At 74.1% G+C, this 1,654-nt stretch carries 2 protein-coding genes; both read left to right on the top strand.

Annotated features, from left to right (window positions below):
- The first annotated feature begins 75 nt into the window (after positions 1–75).
- The gene (gene thrB / locus NCC78_RS31585; protein WP_504921424.1) at positions 76–1,020 is read left to right on the top strand and encodes a homoserine kinase; all 945 of its coding nucleotides are present in this window, start codon (positions 76–78) and stop codon (positions 1,018–1,020) included.
- Between the two features lie 294 nt (positions 1,021–1,314).
- A partial coding sequence (locus NCC78_RS31580) for a Rho termination factor N-terminal domain-containing protein (protein ID WP_250799100.1) occupies positions 1,315–1,654 on the top strand: 340 nt, incomplete at its 3' end.

Raw genomic sequence — 1,654 nt, 5'->3', positions numbered from 1 at the left:
GGTCGGCCACGCGCCGGCGTCCCAGCCGGCGGGCGGAGATCCGTGATGTCGGTGCGGAGCCCTAGCATGAGCGGCGTGCCGACGACATTCGCCTCCGGTCCGGTCCGGGTCCGGGTCCCCGCCACCAGCGCCAACCTGGGGCCGGGTTTCGACGCCCTGGGGCTCGCCCTGGCGCTGCACGACGACGTGGCCGCCGAGGTGAGGCCGGAGGGGGTCACGGTCACGGTCGCCGGGCAGGGCGCCGGGGAACTGCCGGCCGACGACCGCCACCTGGTCGTCCGGGCGATGCGGGCCGCCTTCGACGTGCTCGGCGGGCAACCGCCGGGGCTGGCGGTGGAGTGCGTCAACCGCATCCCGCAGGCCCGCGGGCTCGGTTCCTCGTCCGCCGCGATCGTCGCCGGTGTGCTCCTCGCCCGTGCCCTGGTGGCCGACGGGGAGGCGCGCCTGGACGACGCGGCCGTGCTCCGGCTCGCCGCCGAGATCGAGGGCCATCCCGACAATGTCGCGCCCTGCCTGCTCGGCGGGTTCACCCTGGCCTGGACGGAGCCGTCCGGCGCCCGCGCGGTGTCGCTGCCGGTCGCCGAGGGCATACGCCCGACGGTCTTCGTGCCGCAGGAACGCGGTCTGACGGCTACCGCGCGGGCCGCGCTGCCGGCGACCGTGCCGCACGGCGACGCCGCGCTGAACGCCGGACGCGCCGCGTTGCTCGTGCACGCGATGACCGCGGACCCGGCGCTGCTGTTGCCGGCGACCGTCGACCGGCTGCACCAGGACTACCGCGCGGAGGGCATGCTCGGCACCGCGGAGCTGGTGAAAGCCCTGCGTGCGGCGGGTGTGGCGGCTGTGGTGAGTGGGGCGGGGCCCACCGTCCTGGCGCTGACCGGGCCGCCGGAGGGCTTCGACCCGGGAACAGATTGGCAGGTCTGGCGGTTGGCTACAGACGTGCACGGCGCACGGGTCACCCGGGGTAGACTCGGACACGCGGAGCGGGACCCTGTTGCCGCAGGTCGGAAGAGTTGATTACGCTCTAGACTTAGCACAGCCGCGAAGCATGCGATCTCCTGCGGGTCGGCGCACCCCCGAAGCTCTCGGCGGTCAGCCCGTCACCCCTGCCTAGGCCCACGCCGCACCGCAGTCTTCACAGGTCGCCGCAGACGGCGAGACCTGCTCACCGAGGTCGGTGAGTCGGGAAACCGACCGGCTGCTGTGTCACAAACTCCCGCGACGCGTCCTTGCGAGGCGGGTAACCGAGGCCGCCCGGCCACCTTGCTTGTCGACTCCGGGCAGTCCCGGCCTATCGAGGGAAGGAATCCATTGAGCGACACCACCGACGTGACGTCGGATGTTTCCAACGTCGCTGGCGATGCCACCACCGCCGCCCCCGCCCGCCGTCGGCGCAGCGGTACGGGCCTGTCGGCCATGCTGCTGCCGGAGCTGCAGAGCCTGGCCGCGTCGCTCGGCATCTCGGGCACGGCTCGCATGCGTAAGGGCGAGCTGATCAGCGCGATCTCCGAGCGGCAGGGCGGCGCCGCCGCCGGGACCCCTCGACCGCGGGCCGAGGTCGCGGCCGCGGCCACTCCGGCCCGTGAAGAGGTCCACGCCGAGGTCCGCGAGACCACCGAGCGGCCCCAGGCCGAGCGGCGGACCGCGGAGC

The organism is Micromonospora phytophila, from assembly GCF_023656545.1.
Taxonomy (GTDB): Bacteria; Actinomycetota; Actinomycetes; order Mycobacteriales; family Micromonosporaceae; genus Micromonospora; species Micromonospora phytophila.
The sequence above is the reverse complement of the archived record's forward strand: the minus strand, read 5'-3'. Positions and strand labels throughout refer to the sequence as shown.